This is a genomic window from Telmatobacter bradus, from assembly GCF_048629425.1.
In the GTDB taxonomy this organism is placed as follows: domain Bacteria; phylum Acidobacteriota; class Terriglobia; order Terriglobales; family Acidobacteriaceae; genus Telmatobacter; species Telmatobacter bradus.
The window spans coordinates 2,275,662-2,293,921 of record NZ_CP184532.1 but is presented as its reverse complement, the minus strand read 5'-3'; the positions used below and the strand labels follow the sequence as shown (position 1 = coordinate 2,293,921).

General features: G+C 58.4%; 11 protein-coding genes. All 11 read right to left on the bottom strand.

Annotation, left to right across the window (positions count from 1 at the left end; genetic code table 11):
• Positions 1-55 precede the first annotated feature (55 nt).
• The gene (locus ACOBR2_RS09605; RefSeq protein WP_420239800.1) at positions 56-1,582 is read right to left on the bottom strand and encodes an efflux transporter outer membrane subunit; all 1,527 of its coding nucleotides are present in this window, start codon (positions 1,580-1,582) and stop codon (positions 56-58) included.
• Positions 1,583-1,595: 13 nt separating this feature from the next.
• Positions 1,596-4,745 carry an efflux RND transporter permease subunit gene (locus ACOBR2_RS09600; protein WP_420239799.1) on the bottom strand — a complete coding sequence of 1,050 codons (3,150 nt, stop codon included), beginning with the start codon at positions 4,743-4,745 and terminating at the stop codon, positions 1,596-1,598.
• On the bottom strand, positions 4,742-8,047 hold the full coding sequence (locus ACOBR2_RS09595; protein ID WP_420239798.1) for an efflux RND transporter permease subunit: 3,306 nt from the start codon (positions 8,045-8,047) through the stop codon (positions 4,742-4,744). Before ACOBR2_RS09595 ends, ACOBR2_RS09600 begins: the two co-directional genes overlap by 4 nt.
• Positions 8,044-9,291, bottom strand: coding sequence for an efflux RND transporter periplasmic adaptor subunit (locus ACOBR2_RS09590; RefSeq protein WP_420239797.1), 1,248 nt, complete (start codon positions 9,289-9,291; stop codon positions 8,044-8,046). The genes ACOBR2_RS09595 and ACOBR2_RS09590 overlap by 4 nt, the downstream gene beginning before the upstream one ends.
• A 390-nt stretch (positions 9,292-9,681) precedes the next feature.
• Positions 9,682-11,145 carry a sodium:solute symporter family transporter gene (locus tag ACOBR2_RS09585; protein ID WP_420239796.1) on the bottom strand — a complete coding sequence of 488 codons (1,464 nt, stop codon included), beginning with the start codon at positions 11,143-11,145 and terminating at the stop codon, positions 9,682-9,684.
• A gap of 846 nt (positions 11,146-11,991) precedes the next feature.
• Entirely contained in the window at positions 11,992-12,828 is an 837-nt protein-coding gene (locus ACOBR2_RS09580; RefSeq protein WP_420239795.1) for a tyrosine-protein phosphatase, read from the bottom strand.
• Positions 12,829-12,868: 40 nt separating this feature from the next.
• Positions 12,869-13,564, bottom strand: a complete 696-nt coding sequence (gene purQ / locus ACOBR2_RS09575) for a phosphoribosylformylglycinamidine synthase subunit PurQ (protein WP_420239794.1) — start codon at positions 13,562-13,564, stop codon at positions 12,869-12,871.
• 67 nt (positions 13,565-13,631) lie between these two features.
• Entirely contained in the window at positions 13,632-14,978 is a 1,347-nt protein-coding gene (gene cysG, locus ACOBR2_RS09570; protein ID WP_420239793.1) for a siroheme synthase CysG, read from the bottom strand.
• Positions 14,979-15,122: 144 nt separating this feature from the next.
• Positions 15,123-16,820: a nitrite/sulfite reductase gene (locus ACOBR2_RS09565; protein ID WP_420239792.1), complete on the bottom strand. Its 1,698-nt coding sequence runs from the start codon at positions 16,818-16,820 to the stop codon at positions 15,123-15,125.
• 240 nt (positions 16,821-17,060) lie between these two features.
• On the bottom strand, positions 17,061-17,546 hold the full coding sequence (locus ACOBR2_RS09560) for a hydrogenase maturation protease (RefSeq protein WP_420239791.1): 486 nt from the start codon (positions 17,544-17,546) through the stop codon (positions 17,061-17,063).
• Positions 17,533-18,255, bottom strand: coding sequence for a Ni/Fe-hydrogenase, b-type cytochrome subunit (gene cybH, locus ACOBR2_RS09555; RefSeq protein ID WP_420239790.1), 723 nt, complete (start codon positions 18,253-18,255; stop codon positions 17,533-17,535). Before cybH ends, ACOBR2_RS09560 begins: the two co-directional genes overlap by 14 nt.
• Positions 18,256-18,260: the final 5 nt, after the last annotated feature.

Genomic DNA, 18,260 nt, shown 5'->3' with positions numbered 1-18,260 from the left:
GCCCTTCCTTTGCATCTCGCATGGGAAGGGCGTTTTCTGTTAGTGGCCTGCGAATCTATTTCTGCAACGTATAGGTGTCCCGAGGCTGTTTGGCGCTCATCTGCTGTGGGGTGGGTAGCTGCGAGCGGTCCCAACCGCCGCCCAGCGCCTGGATGAGTTGCACAGAGCTGAGCATCTCCTCCACCTGCAGGGAGACGAGCGTTTCCTGACTGCTGAGCAGCGTATTCTGCTCGCTCAACACATCGGCCAAAGGATCAACGCCAGCATCATAACGCTGCTTTTCCAGCTCAACGCTCTGCTCTGCTGAATCCACCACTTCCTTCTGGCGGTTGATCTGCTGCGAATAAACGCGGGTAGCCAGCAGGTCGTCCTCCACCTGCTGGAAGGCGGTCAGAATGGTCTGGCGGTAATTGGCTACATCCGCGTTGTAGGTAGCTACGTACTGATGCAGCTCCGCGCGATAGAGGCCGCCATCAAAGACGGTCTCGGAAATTGAAGGGCCAATCGACCAGACACGGCTGGGGCTGCTGAAGAGCTTGCTCAGCTTCGAGCTTTCCAAGCTCCCGGTGCCGGAGAGCGTCACCTGAGGAAAGAATGCGCCGTAGCCAATGCCGATGGCAGCGTTGGCCTCGGCCAGCGTACGTTCCTGTGCTGCAATGTCAGGACGACGCTCAATCAACTGCGCCGGAACTCCCGTGGGAATGGCGGGCGCGCTATAGACCACAGCTTTGACGGGAATGGAAAAGTCGCTAGCCGGCTTGCCCAGCAGCAGCGCCACGGCGTGTTCATACTGGCCCCGCGCCAAGACGATGTTGATTGCCGAAGCCTCGGCCGATTGCAAAGTTTCCTTGGCCTGCACCACAGCAAGCTGATCGCCGGTGCCGCTGTCATACGCGCCCTGAGCTGCGTCGAGCGTCTTTTTGTCGACTTCAACGGCTTGATCGAGAATCTTCTGGATCTGATCCTCGCCACGAATCTCGAAGAAGTACTCGGCCAGCGCGGCCTGCTCCGTCAGCTTCTCGTTTTCCAGATCGGCAGCGCTGACCTGCGCGGCATACTGCGCTTCGTGCACTTCATTGCGGATCTTGCCCCAGAAGTCGGGGGTCCAGGAAACATCGATTGGCGCAGCCCAGAGCGAAGAAGCCTGCCCCGAACTGGAAGAGGAATTGGAAAGGCTGGCCGAAGAGCGGGAACGGGTCCAGGAGGGCCCAAAGGTGACCGTAGGCCAATACTGCGCCCGCGCCTCTGACACCACAGCCCGCGCTTCCATAAAGCTCTGGAAAGATGCCTTGATGTTCTGGTTGTTCACCAACAACTGCTCTTCAAGAGCGTTCAGCTCCGGCTCGTTGAAGACCTCCCACCACTTGCCGCGCAATAGGCCGTCTTGCGGGCTGGCTACCTTCCATCCGTCGGCGTCGTGAAAGTTGACGGTGGACTCCTTGTAGTTGGCAGCTGTAACGGCGGGCGGCGCGGGGGCATGGTACTTCGGGCCCACATGGCAGCCACCCAGCAGCGTCACTGTACCCAACAGACCAACCAGAGCGGCTTTCGAAGCTCTCGTATTTTGCTTCATCCGATTCATACTCTCTCTCAACTCAGAATGCATCTTCCGTAGCTCCGGGCGTCAATGACGGGCGAGTTTTTCCAGACAAACGCAACAGCCAATGACGTAGCCTGTTCATCAGCAGGTAAACGACAGGGGTTGTATAGAGGGTCAGTAGCTGGCTCAGCAGCAGCCCGCCTACGATGGTAATGCCCAGCGGTTTACGCAGCTCAGAACCAGTACCCGTGCCAAAGGCCAGCGGCAGCGCGCCAAACAGCGCCGCGGTGGTGGTCATCATGATGGGACGGAAGCGCAGCAGGCAGGCCTCGAAGATCGAGTCGCGCGTGCTCTTGCCCTCCTGGCGTTCAGCCATCAGGGCAAAGTCAATCATCATGATGGCGTTCTTCTTCACAATGCCGATCAGCAGAATGATGCCAATGATGGAAATAACATTCAGATCGATGTTGAAGAGCATCAAGGCCAGCATCGCGCCCACGCTGGCAGAAGGCAACGTGGAGATGATGGTTACCGGGTGCATAAAGCTTTCATAAAGAATGCCCAGCACAATGTAAACCGCCAGCAGCGCCGTAAGGATCAGGTATTTTTCACTGGCCAGCGACTTCTGGTAAGCATCGGCCGTACCGGCAAAGAAACCCCGCACCGACGACGGCATGCCCAGTTGCTGCTCTAGCTTGGAGATGGCCAAAGTAGCATCGCTCAGCGATACGCCATTGGCCAGATTGAAGGAAATGGTGACGGAAGGAAACAGTCCAGTGTGGCTGACCTGCAGCGGCGTCGTTCCCACATGGGGTGTCAGAATGCTGCGCAGCGGAGCCATCGAATTCATTCCGGCGCGGCTCGTACTGGAGGAAGAGGAGCTGGGCTTGAAGTAAATGTCGTTCAGCCCCGAAGGATCCTGCCAATGCTCGGGAGAAACCTCCATCACCACGTAGTACTGGTTCAGCTCCTTGTAAATGACAGAAACTTCTTCCTGTCCAAAGGCGTTGTACAGGGCTGAGTCGATGGATTTCGCGCTCTGCCCAAGACGGGCTGCATCGATGCGGTCAAAGGTCAGCATCTCCTGCAAGCCACCGTTCTGCTGGTCGCTATTCACGTCCTGCAGAATCGGTATCTTTTTCAGGTTGCTGTAAAGGATGGGTCCCCAGCGGAAGAGGTCGCTGATGTTATCGCTTTGAATGGTGTACTGGTAAAGCGCATTGCCGCCACGGCCGCCGATGCGCAGATCCTGCGCCGGCTGCAGAAAGGTTGTGGCAATCGGCATGTGATTAAACTTGGGCCGCAGACGATTGATGACGTCCATCGCCGAGATCTTGCGATCTGTTCCCAGCGGCTTGAGCGCAATAAAGACAAAGCCACCGTTGGCCGTACCGTTTCCGCCCGTATACACGTTCACATGCGCCACGGCCGGATCGTTCTTGATTACGCCCACCAACTGCTGCGCGGAAAAATTCATGAAGGGGAAAGAGGCATCCTGCGGCCCCTGCATACCGCCCATGACCACGCCAGTATCCTGCAGCGGAAAAAATCCCTTGGGAATGCGGATCATCACCACTACATTCAGCGCAATCGTCAGCAGCAGAACAATGATCGTCAGCAGCGGATTATCCAGCACCCAGGCAAGCGAGTGCCGGTAACCGGTATTCATTCCGTTCAGAAACTTTTCGATCGAGCGGGAGAGGAAGTTGTGCTTTTCCTCGGCATTTTTCGTCTTCAACAGGTGGGCGCACATCATCGGCGTGGTGGTCAGCGAGATCACCATGGAGATGACAATGGCCGTCGAAAGCGTAACCGCAAACTCCCGGAAAAGACGGCCCACAATGCCGCCCATCATGAGAATGGGAATGAAGACCGCGCACAGCGAGACGCTGATGCTGAAGACGGTAAAGCCAATCTCCTTGGCTCCACGCAGCGCGGCTTCGAATGGTTCCACGCCATTCTCCAAATGGCGCGTAATGTTTTCCATCACCACGATGGCGTCGTCCACCACAAAACCGGTCGCAATAGTCAGAGCCATCAGCGAAAGATTGTCGAGGCTGTAGCCATACATGTACATGGCGGCAAAGGTGCCCACCAACGATGCGGGAACCGCGACCGCCGGAATCAGTGTGGCCCGTGGACTACGCAGGAAGAAAAACACCACCAACACCACCAACACAATCGAGGTGATGAGCGTGGTTTCCACCGTCGTCACCGAAGCACGAATCGTAGTGGTGCGGTCCAGCACCTGGGTGGTCGTAATGCCCTTGGGTAGAACGGCCTCCAGAAACGGCATCTGCGCCTTGACCCGGTCGACCGTCTCAATGATGTTGGCACCCGGCTGGCGGAAGATGATCAGAAAGACCGCGCGCTTGCCGTCCATGTAACCGGCGGTGCGTATATTCTGCGTGGAATCCACCACGTCAGCCACATCGCTCAGATGGATTGCGGCATCTTTTTTGTATCCAATGACCAGAGGCCTGTATTGCTCGGCCTTGTCGAGCTGGTCGTTGGTGAGGATGTCGGCTGTAACGTTGCCATCAGAGAGCTGGCCACGCGGCAAATCGGCGTTCTGCTGGCTGAGCGCGGACTGCACGGTGCTCAGCGCCAGACCAAAACTTTCCAGCTTCTTGGGGTCAACTTCAACGCGCACCGAAGGCGTGGCGCCGCCGTTCACGCTCACCTGACCTACACCCTGAATCTGCGAGAGCTTTTGTTCAAGGGTCGTTGAAGCCAGATCGTAAAGCTTCGTAATGTCGTACTTATTCGATGTCAACGCCAAAATCATGATGGGCGAATCGGCCGGATTGACCTTACGAAAAGTTGGATTCGACGGAAGATTAGTGGGCAGGTAGGTGCGTGCCGAATTAATGGCCGCTTCCACGTCGCGGGCAGCGCCATCAATGTTGCGGTTTAGGTCAAACTGAATGGTAATGTTGGTACTGCCCAGCGTGCTCGAAGAGGTCATCTCCGAGACGCCGGCAATATGCCCAAACTGGCGCTCCAGTGGTGTAGCCACGGAAGCCGCCATAATCTGCGCGCTGGCACCTGGCAGGCTGGCCGAAACGCTGATGGTGGGAAAATCCACCTGTGGCAGCGGCGACACCGGTAGCACCGTATAGGCGATGGCACCGGCGATCACCAGAGCAATAGTAAGCAGCGTAGTGGCTACCGGCCTGTGAATAAATGGACTCGACAGACTCATGCCATCTCCGTCCCGCTGTCAGGCTGCTCGTCACCCCTCTGCCGCGACATCTTGCGTCCAGTCAACCGCTGTCCTAGCCGGTCAAAGAAGATGTAGATCACGGGCGTGGTGTAAAGCGTAAGCATCTGGCTCAGTAACAGGCCACCGACCATCGCAATACCCAGCGGACGGCGCAGCTCCGAACCAAGCCCGGTGCCAATCGCCAGCGGAATTCCGCCCAGCAAGGCAGCCATGGTGGTCATCATGATTGGTCGGAAGCGCAACAGGCAGGCATCGTAAATTGCCTCGGCGGAATCCTTGCCCTGAGTGCGTTCAGCCTCCAGCGCAAAGTCCACCATCATGATGCCGTTCTTCTTCACAATGCCAATCAGTAGAATGATGCCGATAATAGCCACCACACTCAGATCCTGATGGAAGGTCATCAGCGCCAGCAACGCACCCACACCCGCTGAAGGCAGCGTGGAGAGAATCGTCACCGGGTGAATGTAGCTTTCATAAAGCACGCCCAGCACGATGTACACCGTGACCAGCGCGGCCAGAATCAGCAGGGCTTCATTGGAAAGTGAGTTCTTGAACGAAGCGGCGGTACCCTGAAAATCAGCTTGCAGGTTCGCCGGAAAGTTCATGCTCTTGGCCACTTTATCGATGTCGGTAATAGCCGTGCCCAGCGAAGCATTGGGGGCAAGATTGAACGAAATCGTTACCGCAGGAAACTGCCCCTGGTGATTGATGGAAAGGCTCTCCGTGGCCGGAGTCATGTGGGTGAACGCGGAGAGTGGAACTGAATCGATTGCCGCCGCACTGCTCGTCGTAGTCGAGGAAGATGTGGTGGCCAGAGCAGAAGCTGGTACGGAGGTGACGCTGGAAGACGGCGTATAAAGCAGCGAGGTCGTCAGCGCGTTGGACCCCGCCGAGGCCGAAGCCGAAGACGAGTACGAACTGGTGGCGCTCGATGTGCTCGAACTGGACGAAGAGCCTTCCTGAATGTAGAGCGAACTCAGATTGGCCGGATTCTTCTGCCATTCCTGCTCGGTCTCCAGAATCACGTGATACTGGTTCAGCTGCGTATACAGCGTGTTGATCTGCCGCTGACCATAGGCATCGTAGAGTGTGTTGTCGATGGTGTTGGGCGTAATGCCCAGCCGCGATGCAGTCACACGATCAATGTCGAGTTTCACCGCGCGTCCGCCGGTCTGCTGATCGGTGGCCACGTCTTCCAGTTCCGGAAGCTTCTTCAACTCAGCTACGAATTTGTTGGTCCATGCATCCAGTTGCTCGCTGTCGGGAGCTTCCAGCGTGTACTGGTACTGGGTGCGGCTGACGCGATCGTCAACGGTAATATTCTGCACCGGCTGCATGTAAAGATGAATGCCCGAAACCTGCTGCAAATTGCGCTGCAGGCGACGAATCACATTCGCGGCGCTGATGTTGCGCTCTTCAAGCGGCTTCAGGTTAATGGAAATACGGCCGCTGTTGAGGGTGGTATTGATGCCGTCCGCACCGATGAACGACGAAAGGCTCTCTACCGCCGGATCCTCAAGAATCACGCGGTCCAGCTCCTGCTGACGCGTCACCATATCCTGATAGGAGATGTCCGTCGGAGCCTGCGAGATGCCCTGAATCACACCCGTATCCTGCACCGGGAAAAATCCCTTGGGAATGAAAATATAGAGCACCACGGTCAGCACCAGCGTGCCCAGAGCCACCAGCAGCGTGATCGTCTGATAGCGCAATACCACGCGCAGGGTGCGACCGTAGAAGTCGATCATCGAAGTAAACATCTTCTCTGACCATTGGTAGAACCTGCCCTGCTTCTCAGCCGGATCATGACGCAGAATGCGCGAACACATCATCGGCGTCAGCGTCAGTGACACCACGGCGGAAAGGATAATGGTGACCGCCAGCGTTACCGCAAACTCGCGGAAGAGCCGGCCCACCACATCGCCCATGAACAGCAGCGGAATCAGCACGGCGATCAGCGAAACCGTCAGCGAAACGATGGTGAAGCCGATCTGCCCTGCGCCCTTCAACGCCGCCTTCATCGGCGGCATTCCCTCTTCCAGGTAGCGGGAGATGTTCTCGATCATGACGATGGCATCGTCCACCACAAATCCGGTGGAGATGGTCAAGGCCATCAGCGAAAGATTGTCCAGACTGTAGCCGAGCGCGTACATGACGGCCAGCGTTCCCACCAGCGAAAGTGGCACGGCAATGCCGGGAATGATGGTGGCCGTCAGCTTGCGCAGGAACAGGAAAATAACCAGAATCACCAGCACGATGGTAAGGCCCAGCTCGAAGTACACATCATGTACCGAGGCCTTGATGCTGGTGGTCATGTCAGTCATCGTCGTCACCCGGATCGACGCCGGAAGATTGGCTTCGAGCACCGGAAGAATCGTCTGGATGCGCTTGACCACATCGATGGTATTGGCGCCCGGCTGGCGCTGGATGTTGAGAATCACCGCCGGCGTCTGGTTCATCCAAGCCGCCTGCTTGTTGTTCTCTACACCACTCACAACCTTGGCCACATCTTTTACAAAAACCGGCGCGCCGTTGCTGAAAGAAATCACTACATTTCGATAGCCATCCTGATCGGTGATCTGATCGTTGGCGTCAATCTGGTAATCCTGGCGCGCACCGTCAAAGTTGCCCTTGGCGGCATTCACGCTGGCATCGGTCAGCGCCGTGCGCACGTCTTCCATGCTCAGGCCATGCGCGGCCAGTTGCACGGGATTCACCTGAATGCGGGTGGCAGGCTTCTGGCCACCGCTGATGCTCACCATGCCCACCCCGGCCAGCTGCGAGATGCGGGGTGCAAGACGCGTGTCCACCAAGTCTTCCACCTGCGACAGCGGCATCGAGTTCGATGTCACCGCCAGGGTCAGAACCGGAGCATCGGCCGGATTGGTCTTGTTATAGACCGGAGGTACTGGAAGATTGGAGGGCAGATAGGACTGCGAAGCATTGATCGACGACTGCACTTCCTCTTCCGCCACATCCAGACTCAGCGAAAGATTGAACTGCAGCACAATCACCGAGACCCCGCCGGCACTGGTCGAGGTCATCTGGTTCAGCCCCTGCATCTGGCCGAACTGGCGCTCAAGCGGCGCGGTCACCGTGGTGGCCATCACGTCGGGACTGGCGCCAGGATAGAACGTCAGCACCTGAATCGTCGGATAGTCCACCTGCGGCAAGGCCGAAACAGGAAGCTGAAAGTACGCCACAATGCCCACCAGCAGAATGGCAATCATCAGCAGTGCGGTCGCTACCGGCCGCACAATAAACGGGCGGGACGGATTCATCGCGCGCTGCTCCCGGTCGAATCAGAGGACTCCGCTGAGGGGAGTTTCATCTTGGAGATGCTCACCGGCGAGCCATTCTGCAGCTTTTCAAAGCTGCTGTTGGCTACCACGTCGTCCGCCTGCAGGCCCTGCACAGCCGTTTCGCCCTTGTCGGAAGTGCCGGACTTGACCGTCTTCATCACGGCCTTGCCGTCCTGAATCACATAGACAAAATCGAGACTGCCGTTGTGCTGAATGACCGAGGACGGAACCAGCACCTGATTGTCCAGCGACTTGACCAGCAACCGCGTATTCACAAACTGATTGGGAAAGAGCTGGCCGGCGCGATTGTCGAACTCCGCGCGCAGCTTTACCGTTCCGGTCGAGGTGTCAATCTGATTGTCCACCGTGGTCAGCTTGCCCACGCCCAACTGCTGCTTCTGGGTGCGGTCATACACTTCAACCTTGAGCGGCTTGCCGCCACGCATCTGCTGCATGACCATGGGCAGATCATCTTCGGCCAACGTAAAGACCACCGTCATCGGCTGCAACTGCGTAATGACCACCAGCGGCGTAGAGGAGCTGGCCGTAACCAGATTGCCCGGATCGATCAGACGCAGGCCCACCCGGCCAGCAATGGGCGCGGTAATGTGGCAGTAAGCCAGTTCCACCTTGTCGTACTGCACCGTACCGGCGTCGTTCTTGACCGTTCCCTTATCCTGCTCCACCAGCTTTTCCTGATCTTCCAGCGTCTGGCGGGAGATGGCGTTGCGCGACCAAGCCTGCTTGTAACGGTCCAGATCCATCTGCGCCGAAGCCAGCAGACTCTGATCCCGTTCGAGCGCGCCCTGCGCGGCAGCCAGCTGCGCCACATAGGGGCGCGCATCAATATCGACCAGCGGATCGCCCTTGCGCACCTGCTGACCTTCGCGATAATGCACCTGCTGCACCACGCCCGAAACCTGGGCGTCAATGCTGGCGGTGTAGTACGGCGTCACCGTGCCAATCGCGTCCAGATAGAGACCAATGCTGCCGCTGTGTGCCGTGGCCGTGGTCAGCGTAACCATTCCGCCGCCGGCGTGGCGACCGCTGGCGGCCGCCATCTGCGCCTGCTGCTTGTGATTGAAGACCCAATAGAACAACAAGCCGAAGAGAGCTAGAACAACAACCCATACCCACCAAAGACGCTTCTTGGCTGGCTGGGTGGAATCAACGGCATTAGAACTGGACGAAGCGGATTGCGAAGCGGAAGGATGCTGTTCCATGTCTCTCTCTTGAAACAATCGGTCAAGATGTGTTGCTGGCGAAAACTATGCCAATTCTACTAAAACGAAAACTGGTTTGTGGACTTGGAATGAACTCGTACCTGAGTGCCGCACAGATACCTGTTCCAATATGAAATCGGAACTACTGTTTATTGTGGACGTTTACAATCTCCACCCTTTGCGCAGGAGCCTCTGGCGCACCGCAACTCTGCTTGCGTGTATTCCAATTCTGCCAGCAATCCCCGCCCAGCCCCGCCGCAACAGTAGAGATACCTCTTCAATTTCAAGGACGAGAGGGACCGGGAAAATGTTTCACGGATCGTACGCGAAGCATATTTTTCTGTATGACAAGCAATCAGAACGGGATCCCTCCCCCTTCCCTACCTTGCCCTACACTGATTTCCCCTGCCGTTTTCGCTTGCTCACGGCCTTCTGCTCAGGCACCCGCACAGCCGCCATGCCCAGCGCCATGAGTGCCAGGAAAAACATGCCGCACAGACCATCGAGCAGCAGCAACTGTGTGTTGCCCGGGCCGTGACTGCGCAAAACCAGCGCCAGAGCCGCCACCGCTGCCATCGTTCCAGCAGCAGTCCATCGCAGGATGCGGAGCAAGGCTTCGTCCGAGGTCGGAAGTTTAAAGAACAACGGCAGAAGATCGTGGTTGAGCAGGGCCGTGATAGCAGTCAACTGTGCCGTAACGCCACTGAGCAGGGCCGCCAACAGGGCTGCCAGCACCAGTCCCAGAGCCTGCGCACGCAGTTCCTTCACCGCCAGCTGCAGAGCGCCCATGGCATACTCCAGCCGGACAGCGCCATCGGCTCCGTGCTGCACGTTCCCGGTAGCTGGATCCGTTTGCGCGGGCGTCAATCCCCTGCCCGCCTCCTCTTCCGGCCGTGCCACGGTGGTTGTGCGCACAATCGCGCCTTCAATCACGCTTTGCGTCACCGCCGTGCGGGGCGTGGGTAGCAGCGGAGCCACAGCACCCGGCAAAACTACCAGCAGCGATGCCGCCAGCAACGGCAGCAGGGCCAGCAACGGAACCCGGCGCAACGCCGACTTCCGGCAATTCAGCAGAATCTGCAGCAAGCGGAAATCAGCGCTGCCAACACCAGCGCCTATAGCTGCGCCAAGCAACCATGCAACCAGCGGCTGTGCCAACACTCCGGAAAAACCTGCGGTAGAGGACTGCAGACCACTCCATCCGCCCACGCTTTCCACTCCGCGCATACTCAGCGGCAGAAAGCCAACCAGCAGAAAACAGAATTGAATGGCCCGGCTATAGACCGATCCGGCAAAGCCGCCCCACAGAACCGCCAGCAACACCATCATGGCGCTGGTCGTCACCACGCCGGGATAGATGCTCTCCACCGGCCAGCCGCGCTCTCGGGCAACACCATCCAGAATGTGCAGCATTTGCACCGTGTGTGCCAGAAGGCCCAGCGCGATAGCCGCGCCCAGAAGGTAGAACAGAACGTACAAAATAGCGCTGGCAGTGCGCATGCTCCTGCCGTAACGCTGCCCCAGAAACTCCGCCACGGTCTTGGCCTGCGCCCGAACAAGGCGGGGTGCAGACCAGCGACAGGCGATCAGCAGCGCCGGTATCAGCCCCAACACGAAAGCCACGCTCCAGCGCCAGCCGTTGCATGCTCCCAGAGCGCCCAGCCCCAGCACTTCCGGTGCGCCCAAAAACGTTGCGCAAAAAGCCGGCACAGCAATCCCCGCCGAAAGCCCGCGCAGATCCTGCAGAAACTCGCCCGAGCTGCGGATCGCGCTCTTCAGCATGAAACCGGCTCCGAGCGTAAACATGAAAACCAGAAAGATGGGCAGCAGATTGGCGTGGGTCAGTACGGGCACAACAACTCCTCAAAAGTGGCACCGGCGCATGCGGCCGCCGGACAGATGCGAAATCTCCTGCCCTTTTCTCTCTTGCGGAGGATTCGGAATGCGTCCCCTGCGGAAAGAGTGAATGGAGAAGAGTCAATTTCGCTCAGTTTGCACTTTTCACTCTACTCTGCCGGTGGAGCAGGCACCAAACCAGCGCGGTTTCCATATGATCGAAAATTCGTTGCAGAGCAATGCCGTAAGGGAGGGAGCAAGGGCCTTCAGGTCCTTGAAGAACCGATGCGTTGAATATCGCCTTTAGGCGCGGGCTTTATCTTGCCCTGCCTGTTTTGGATGCCTGCAGGCGAAAAGACTTCCGGGGCTGAAACCCGCGCACACTGCAGGGGTTAAAACCCCCGCCTCTCTCCGAAATGAGCTTTCCTGCAGCCTGGGGGCTGTTGACGTTTACGACAATTCATAGCACAGGGCGCATCGGCCATCACAGTCTATGGTTGGATCAGGAAACTTGAGTTCCGTTTGGGGGAGACAAAATGCGCGTCGAGCGTGAAGAAGTTTTCTCTGCCCCGCAAGGGGCAGTACGAAAATAGCCCCGGATGGACCCTGAGCAAAGTCGAAGGGGGAACCCTGGGTAGACTGCAGGCAGGTAAATCCGCCCCGGAGGGGCGGTGGGATGCGGTGCCTCAAAGCTGTTTTTTGCAGGATTTCACAGCGCCCCTCCAGGGAGCTCCGTCTCTCTGTGGCAGCAAACCCCTCTCGGGGTGAAAAATGAATGATCGATACGACCGATCCCATGAACGTCAACAGGCCTTAGTCAACTCCGGCGGGCATTACCGTCTTTTCTTCTGCCTACAAATTGTTCTATCTGCCAAAGAGCCGCGCCAAAAATCCCGGTCCCGACTTTATCTTTTTTGATTTGGGCTGGCGGAGCAGCTTTTCATCGATCCTGATCACATTTTTCGCACCCAGATCTAGTGCCTCCGGTTGCGCCGGCCAGGCCGCGCCTTCCACTGCCACGCGGGGATTGCTCACACACAACCGCTCGGCAGCTTCCACACCCATCTTCTGCGCCACATAGTCGTAGGCATGCTTCATCCGTGGCGGACGCCACTCGGGATGATGCGCATCGGTAGCCAGAAAGTGAATCCAGTTGCGCTTCAGAAACTCATTCGATATATATTGCGCCACCGGACCACTGCGCCCATAGAGCGCACTGGCCGTCACTTGAATCAGGCAACCTCGCTCGATCCACTCCCCCACCATCTCTGGCCGCTGATGCACTGCCGGATAGCGTTCCGGATGCGTCACAATCAGCGTATAACCCGCTGCCTGCATGTCGAAAATCGCATCCTGCTGTTGCTGGGAAATGCCCGCATTGGAAAACTCAATCAGCAGATACTGCTTGTGATTGATCGAGTATTTCCCCTTTTCCTGCAGGGCCTCAAAGATGTTTTCGGCAGAAAAATGAAAGTCGCAACCGAGGCTCAGTTCTACAACGCCGCGAAGCTTCTCTTTCAGCTCGTTCCAGCGCTCCAGAATGATCTCTTGACGGTAAAAGTATTCGTCGCTGTGATGCGGCGTGCAGACGATATGTGTAATTCCGTCGCGCGCCGCCATCTCAGCCATGGCAAACGAGGTCTCCAGATCAGGAGATCCGTCATCGACCCCGTAAATCAGATGATGATGTATATCAATCATTGAGCCATTCAATTATTGACAGCTTCAACTATTGAAACATTTAACGGCTTACCAGAGTCCCCACCAGCGAGGCAAACATCTTCCAGCCGTCGGCTGAACCGAGCACCGCTTCGCTAGCACGCTCCGGATGCGGCATCAAACCCAGTACATTGCGCTTCTCGTTCAGAACGCCGGCAATGTTTGAGATCGATCCGTTGGGATTGGCCTCGGCCGTCACGTCGCCCTCAGGCGTGGAGTAACGGAAAGCAATGCGATCTTCGGCCTCAAGCTGGGCAAAGGTCGCGGCGTCGCAATAGTAGTTGCCTTCCATGTGTGCGATAGGCACCTGCAACACCTCGCCCTTCTTCAACTGATTCGTGAAGGGGCTGTTGGTGGTTTCAGTGCGCATGTGAATCTGCTTGCTGATGAACTTGAGCCCGGCATTGCGCATAAGTGCGCCCGGCAGCAGGCCAGACTCGGTCAGAATCTGGAAGCCGTTGCAGATGCCCAGCACGGGACCGCCCGCGTCGGCAAACTTCTTTACCGACTGCATGACGGGTGAGAAACGGGCAATTGACCCAGTTCGCAGGTAATCGCCATACGAAAAACCACCGGGAACCAACACGGCGTCCACGCCCTGCAGATCCGCAGAGTCGTGCCAAAGAAAGGTGACAGGCTGATGGGCCACTTCGGCAATCACATTGTACGCATCGTGATCGCAATTGGAACCCGGAAAAACCAAAACCCCGAATTTCATACATCTAGGTTAACAGCTTGGAGCGTTTCTTTTAAGCCCCCTGCCATGCCTTTTGGAAGAGAGCCGGTCAAAATGCTGTAAGCTGGCTCTCTTCTTCCCTGGTCACGCTCTTCGGCCGCAGCGCCCACCCAGCCAGCAACAGGCTAGGCGCAGGCAGCAGCTCGTTCTGGCGGCTGAGCGCACCCAGCGTGGTATGAATCACTTGCTGATCTGGCTGCGAGGCCCGGGCCACCAGCACACAGGGCAGATCGGCGGGCAATCCGGCCGCCAGCCACTCCCCGGCCAGCGGCCGCGCATCGCGCCCCGGCATATAAACAACTCGCGTAGCCTGCGCCGGGGGATTGGGATCCTCGGGCTGGGCCAGATGGCCGGTGGCAATCAGCACCTGCGAGGCGCTTTTGCGGTCGGTCAGCGAACAGCCAGCGGCGGCCGCAGCGGCAAACACCGCTGAAATTCCTGGAACCACCTCGTAAGGCACGCCCGCCGCCTCCAGTGCGGCCATCTCTTCGGCGGCGCGGCCAAAGAGCATCGGATCGCCGCCCTTGAGCCGAACCACGCTGCGGCCCATCTGAGCCTGCTCGATCATGAGCCTGTGAATCTGCTCCTGGCTGATGGCCTTGCTTCCGCAGCGCTTGCCCACGTTGATGCGTTCGGCCCGCCCAGCCAGCTTCAGAATCGCTGCCGAAACCAGATCATCGTGCAGAATCACGTCGGCCTGCTCGATCCGACGCAAAGCCTTCACCGTCAACAGATCCGGATCGCCCGGCCCCGCGCCCACCAGAGAAACCTTCCCCGCCGCAAGTCTTTCCGGTTGCGCCCCAAGCTTTTCCGAAGGTGTTTGCCCCAGCAGAACCGGCCTTTCCTCCACCAGACGGTGCAGCCGTGCCTTGCGCTCCGCTCCAGGCGGGTCAGTCGCCAGAATCTGCTGCCGCACCGTACCAATTTCGTCGAGCCACGCGCCCAGATCGGCTGGAAGTTGCGCATCGATCTCCCGCTTGAGCCGCTGCCCCAGCGCCGGACTCTTGCCCGCCGTCGAAATAGCCACCTGAAGATCGCCCCGCGCTACCACCGAGGAAAAGAAAAAATCGCAGTTGGGCGGATCATCCACGCTGTTGGCCAGAATGTTTTTCTGGTTGGCCAGCACCCGGATCCGCGCATTCGTCGCCGGATCATTGGTGGCCACCACAACGATCATGGAATCGTCCAGATCGCCGGGCGCAAAGCCTCGCTCCATCAGCTCGATGCGGCCTTCGGCGGCCAGCAGGCGAAACTCTTCCCTTACCCCCGGCGCAACCACCCGCAACCTCGCCCCAGCTCGCAGTAGGCTGCCGGCCTTTTCAAGTGCCACGGAGCCCGCGCCCACCAGCAGGACGCGCGCTCCCTCGATTTTCAAAAAAACCGGCAGAAGGCTCACTCTATCTCCTTGAAGCCGTTCCTTCCTGCGCCAAAGAATTGCTTCTACGGTTTGTGGAAGGAGCAGGGGTCTTCAGGCCCCTGTACTGGTTGAACAGAACATCCGGCCTTCAGGCCCGGAGTTTCGCAAAAATCCGGAAAACGCCTACTCCGCCACGCCCTGCGGTACATGCCCCTGCGGCTTGTCGCGCTCCACTGGTTCCACCGCCTCGCCCGCCAGTTGCGCAAGCAGTTCTTCGTTTGAGTGGCGGGCAAACCAGCCGCGCAGGCTTTCACCCGCCGTGCGGCCGTCCAGATAATGCCGCAACAGCCGCTCAATCGCCTCGGGAACCAACACAGAAGGGGTACGGAAGCCTACTGGACGGGCAATCCCAGCGTTGCTGCCAACGGCTCCGCCCAGGCAGAAGTAATAGGCATCCACCATCTGACCGTCCTGCTTCACCTTCTTGCCTTCCAGGCCAATATCGGCCACCCAGTGCTGGCCGCAGCCGTTTGAGCAACCTGTTACATTTAATTTCAACTGCTGGTCGAACTCCGGCAGGCGCTCCTCCAGCTCACCCACTACCCAGCGGGCAAAGCCTTTGGTTTCAGTAATCGCCAGCTTGCAGAACTCCGTTCCGGTGCAGGCCACGGCACCCCGCCAGAAGAAAGAACCGTCCACTTTCAGCCCGATTTCAGACAGTTTTTGCACCAATTCGGACGTCTTTTCGCTCGGAATATCGAGCAAAATGATGTTCTGGCTGATGGTGGTACGCAGCCTACCCGAGCCGTAACGCTCGGCAAGGCCCGCCAAAGACTCCAGCAAAGCACCGTTCAGCCGCCCGTTCAGCACCGAAATGCCCACCGAGTTCAGCCCTGCCTGCCGCTGCGGACGAACTCCGGCATGATCGCGGGCAATCTCGTCCGGTACGGTCTCCTCGCCTGCCGAAAGCAACTGGAAGTCGAGCTTGGCCTGCAACTCGGCCAAAAACTTTTCCGCCGTCCAGCCTTCCTTCAGGAAGAGAAACTTCATACGGGCCTTTTCACGGCTCTCGCGCAGCACCTGCTGCTCCCGGAAGATCTCGGCCAACCCTTTAGCCACGGCCACAGCCTGTTCCGGCAGCACAAATGCGTCCAATTTGACGGCCAGATGAGGCTGATTCGACAAGCCACCGCCTACCCGCAGTGAAAATCCGACCTTGCCATCGCGGGTGGCAGGGGTCAGGGCCAAGTCGTTAATCTCCGGGTGGCAGCACCAATCCGGGCAACCCGTAACCGCGATCTTGAACTTGCGGGGCAGATTATAAAACTCAGAATTGCCCTTGAGCAGTTGCGTGATCGCATCGGCCACCGGAGCGGCGTCAAGCAGTTCGTGCCGGTCCACACCGGCCAGCGGACAGCCGGTCACGTTGCGCACCACATCGCCGCATGCGCCCTTGGGGGAGAGACCGGCCTTGTCGAGCGTCTCCAGAATCTCCGGCAGGCTTTCAACTTCCAACCAGTGGAACTGAATGGCCTGGCGCACGGTAATGTCGGCCGTATTGCGCCCATACTTCTGCGAAATTACGCCCAGAATGCGCAACTGCTCCGCCGTAACCACGCCATTCGGCAGGCCCACACGCATCATGAAGTAGTCGCTGGTGAGGCCCTCGCCACCCTTGCCACCGGTAATGCCCCGGCCATCGCCCTGGGTGTAAATGCCCCACCACTTGAAGTAGTTTCCGGCCCACTCCGGCGTCACGCTGGAGCGGCCTTGCCGCGCAAAGGCCAACACCTCGTCCAAAGCCAGCCAGGGATTCTTTTCACGCTTCAGACGTTCGGCGCGCTGCGCCTTGGTCTCCTTCACAATGGGCGATTCGCTCATATGGACCTCGGGGGAAAGTGGTTTTATAGGCTGAAACGATGAAACCCGCGGCAGCTGGGCTGGACGCGGGCGACGGAAGATCCGTGATTGTGCATTCTACCCATGGGTCAGCCGTGTGCGTAAAAACAGCAACAGAGACGACAGAGGGGAGAAGCCATCATGGAAGCAATAGTAGACCATTTTTGTCGGCAACGACAAGTCCGGCCTTCGGCAGAAGCTCCGCGAAGACCGGACCTGGCTCTATTGAGCGACGAGTTCCTGAGCGCCTAATTCCGCCAGAATGCGGCGAACCGCTTCGGCGGCCGAGCGCTCCGCACCTTCCGACAGACTCATGCGGATCGGCTGTTGAGGGTCGATGGTAATGGCGTAGAGCGTAACGTCCCGCCCGCCGCCGCGCAGGTAAAAGACGTCGAGCAGGTCCTTTACCCCAATGTCATGGGCGGTGAGCGTGGGCGGGTAGTCGCGCGTAAAGCGCGGTTGGGTCCGCGTCACGGTGCCCACCGGGTTGCCATCCGCCGCCGCATCAATCAGGAGGATGCGATCAGCGCTCTCGAGCGGCCCGAGCAGCACCATGCCGCCCGTTCCGCCGTCCAGACACTCCACGCCGACGGGGAGCGTGTGTGTCTCCAGTTGCCTAACCACTGCCACGCCAATGCCTTCATCGCCCATCAGGACGTTGCCCAGGCCCAGCACCAGCGTTTTTTGCGCTTCGCTATTTGTGCTCACGTTTCTCCTGTATGAACTTCCATCCGCCGATGATCGACGAAACCGTTCCCCGGCCTTCAATGTAATCGTGGTAGAAGGACAGGTAGATGTGCACGACCATAAAGCAGACGAAGAACCACAGGAAGACGTGATGCACGGCGCGGACGGCAAATTCTCCGCCCAGCAGCGGCACTACCCAGGTGAACAGGTGCGGAAAGAACGACGTGCTCATGCTGGAGTAGAGCGCAAAGCCGGTAATCACCTGCACCAGAAAGGCTAGAAACGTCAAAAAGTAAATGAACGCCGCCAGCGCGTTGTGTCCGGTGGAAAGCGGCCCATGCAGCTTGACCTGCAGCACATCCGCCTTGACCACGTCCACAATTTCCTGCCGCTGTTTTTTGGTCAGCGGAAAGTAATTGTTCCAGTGCGCGTACTGATTGCCCACAAAGCCCCAATAGATGCGGGCCGCGAAGTTGAAGGTCCAGATGTAGGCACACAGGAAGTGAATGAAGCGCACCGTGCCGAACCAGTACTGCTGATAGGCTTCGGCCGCGTAGAAGGCGCGGATGGGCGCTCCGATCAGGTAGCCGGTGATACACAGGCCCACCATGACGACGGCGTTGATCCAGTGATAGACCCGTACCGGCAGTTCCCAGACGTAGACCCGCCGGTACTCCACCGGGTGCTCAGCACCCGGTCCCGCGTGATTGCTAATCGAAGGAGTACTCATAGGCC

Excerpts from the sequence above, each read along its gene's own strand:
- ACOBR2_RS09605 (WP_420239800.1), bottom strand. The coding sequence starts at position 1,582 with ATGAATCGGATGAAGCAAAATACGAGAGCTTCGAAAGCCGCTCTGGTT.
- ACOBR2_RS09600 (WP_420239799.1), bottom strand. The coding sequence starts at position 4,745 with ATGAGTCTGTCGAGTCCATTTATTCACAGGCCGGTAGCCACTACGCTG.
- ACOBR2_RS09595 (WP_420239798.1), bottom strand. The coding sequence starts at position 8,047 with ATGAATCCGTCCCGCCCGTTTATTGTGCGGCCGGTAGCGACCGCACTG.
- ACOBR2_RS09590 (WP_420239797.1), bottom strand. The coding sequence starts at position 9,291 with ATGGAACAGCATCCTTCCGCTTCGCAATCCGCTTCGTCCAGTTCTAAT.
- ACOBR2_RS09580 (WP_420239795.1), bottom strand. The coding sequence starts at position 12,828 with ATGATTGATATACATCATCATCTGATTTACGGGGTCGATGACGGATCT.
- purQ (WP_420239794.1), bottom strand. The coding sequence starts at position 13,564 with ATGAAATTCGGGGTTTTGGTTTTTCCGGGTTCCAATTGCGATCACGAT.
- ACOBR2_RS09565 (WP_420239792.1), bottom strand. The coding sequence starts at position 16,820 with ATGAGCGAATCGCCCATTGTGAAGGAGACCAAGGCGCAGCGCGCCGAA.
- cybH (WP_420239790.1), bottom strand. The coding sequence starts at position 18,255 with ATGAGTACTCCTTCGATTAGCAATCACGCGGGACCGGGTGCTGAGCAC.